General features: G+C 40.2%; 2 protein-coding genes and 1 pseudogene. All 3 read right to left on the minus strand.

Going from position 1 to position 2,370, the window contains the following annotated elements; genetic code table 11:
- Positions 1-1,095: polysaccharide pyruvyl transferase family protein (locus F6J94_RS33020; protein WP_293047968.1), on the minus strand; the 1,095-nt coding region annotated here is incomplete at its 3' end.
- 17 nt (positions 1,096-1,112) lie between these two features.
- Positions 1,113-2,141, minus strand: a complete 1,029-nt coding sequence (locus F6J94_RS33025) for a glycosyltransferase family 2 protein (protein ID WP_293047971.1) — start codon at positions 2,139-2,141, stop codon at positions 1,113-1,115.
- A gap of 39 nt (positions 2,142-2,180) precedes the next feature.
- Positions 2,181-2,370: pseudogene (locus tag F6J94_RS33030) on the minus strand (hypothetical protein); the annotation flags it as partial.

The raw sequence follows: 2,370 nt of genomic DNA on the forward strand, positions 1-2,370 counted from the left end.
GGACTCTAACATTTCTTCTACAGCTACTTCAAGTTCTGAGCGTTCTTTTATAAACCGGCAGAATGGAATTTCTGAAGTCCATGCTTCGTAAAATGCTTCATTCTTGTAATAAGAGTTAGGAAGAAAGATATGAGGAATTTCTAGAAGAGTACTAAGGATATGACCATGCAAACGATTAGTGATAATTAAACGATGCCTTTTGAATTGATAGATGCCGCTGTGCATCAGGCCCCAAGATGCTAGATTAATTTGGGAGTTATGGGTTGTTTTAAATTTCGCAGTATTAGTATGAAAATACTTCCAGTTTTGTCGGGATAACCATTCTTTAGGAGTTGCTAATCCTCGCTCATAAACTTCCCGAATTATTCTGACCAATCCTGGGATACGCCAATACCAACCTTTAGAGAGTTGCTTAGTAGTTCTTAGAGTCCATCTATCTGAAACCCAGTCTTCTAATACGAGATTTTGTATCTTAGAAGAAAGACTCAGGTTACTAGTGGCCTTAAGTTCTTGATCCTTTCGGGAAAGATAAAGACTAGAATTGTCTTGAGCAGGCTGGATAGAGTCAGTAGATAGACCAGCCATTTGAAATGCCATATCAGGGGCTTTAATCACCCGACAATTCCAGAAATTTTTAAGAGCAATTTCATAGCTGACTTGATCTCGGGTAAATAGGGTTAGGTTAGGATGGGAGTTAAAAACTTTTGCTGCTTTTTTGAGGTTTTCGGGATTTCTAAAATAAATAGTCTGAGGAAAAATAATAATTGGTCGATCTCGATAGTTTTCTATGATCGATTCTCGAAAATTTTGAAAACCTTCATATAGATCACCTAATGCTCCTCCTCCATTAAAGATTATGGGGCATTGATCAATTTTTTTTAGGCTGGCATCAGAGAAACCGTTAATACCAGTGGCATACTTGATTTTCGTTTTTAAGGTATCTGTCAAAAAGAGTACAGAGCCTAACCAAATCAGGTGGTCGCCAATATTGTAATGATCAGGATTGTCTAGCAGTATACATTCTTCAAATTTGTCTAACTGTCCTAGAGAGTTATGAAGAACTTCTTTTACGTTTTCTGGTGTTGAAATAGTCATGGTAATTCCTGAAATTATTAATGTAATTTTGAATGTACTTTTGTCTGTTGGATAATTTTCCGTCTGGAAGATATCTCGAAAGGATTTGCTAATTGTTGAGGTATAACGGTGACCATGAGAGCTGCTACAGTTCGCAGACTGAAATTTTGACTCAAGGCACGAAAAAGATAGGGGCGTGCTTCTGCTAACCGTCCATCCCGTATCAGCCCAATACCCAGAGTTGTGTTCGCTTGTGCTAATTTCTGGGTAAAGTAACTCCGATGCTTTTGTAATTGAGCATCTGCTAAAAAGTGTTCGTAGCAAAAAATACCGGATTTGCCTTTGCGGATCTGAGCCTTGGCGTTTCCACTCCCACTCATATGGGTTTCAGATAACTCATGCACGCGATATCGAGTCAGTCTTTCTGGATAGTAGTACGCGCCATCACCACTGCGGCAAGCTAGATAGGTTAGGTAGTAATCCCAATAGACCCCCACTGACAACAGTTCATCCCAATTAACCTTGTCCCTGCGAATCAAAGCAGAGGATGCAGGAGACACTGCTTGGTCTACTAGTCCGATAGTACAGAATGGCTGATATACCTCTGCTTTAAGTTGGTCACGCTTCCAAAGCCGGGTATGTGCTTCAGTAGTTCCATAATTAATTACGCCATCTGCGTCGATAATATAGTGGTCGCAAAAAGCCACAACTACATTTGGATTCGCTTCTAGGGGAGGAACTAACTTTTCTAAAAAGTCTGGATTCCACAGGTCATCGTCATTGAGACTCGCTACATATTTTCCCTGAGCTTGTTTAAATGCGCCAGCAACATTGGGACCATTTCCTAAATTCTTTGAGTTCCGACGTAATTGGATCCGAGTATCTTGAAAGGACTCAATCATAGCTTGCGGATTCTCAGGGCTACAATCGTCAGAAACAATAATTTCAAAATTTTTGTAGGTCTGCTGGAGTACGCTTTCAACTGCTTGCTTGAGGTATATCAAGCGGTTATAGGTGGGGATGATAACACTGACTAGCGGCTCTTGCGCTTCTTGATGGTTTGACATATCCTTGTTATCTTGCCTCTGGTTGTAATAAGGAATTAATTACTGTGCAAATGAAATTGGAGGAGCGACATCTAGTGGCACATCATAAATTTGAAAACTGTCTAAGGATATGTCAGCATTGGGATCTTCAATCCAGTACAAAGGTACCCGTCCATAAAAACCAGCCCACATGTTATAGCTACTTGGGGGACCTATGATATAGTCACACTGAGCAAGTGAGTACATATCT

The sequence above is a fragment of the Moorena sp. SIO1F2 genome, assembly GCF_010672755.1.
Taxonomy (GTDB): Bacteria; Cyanobacteriota; Cyanobacteriia; order Cyanobacteriales; family Coleofasciculaceae; genus Moorena.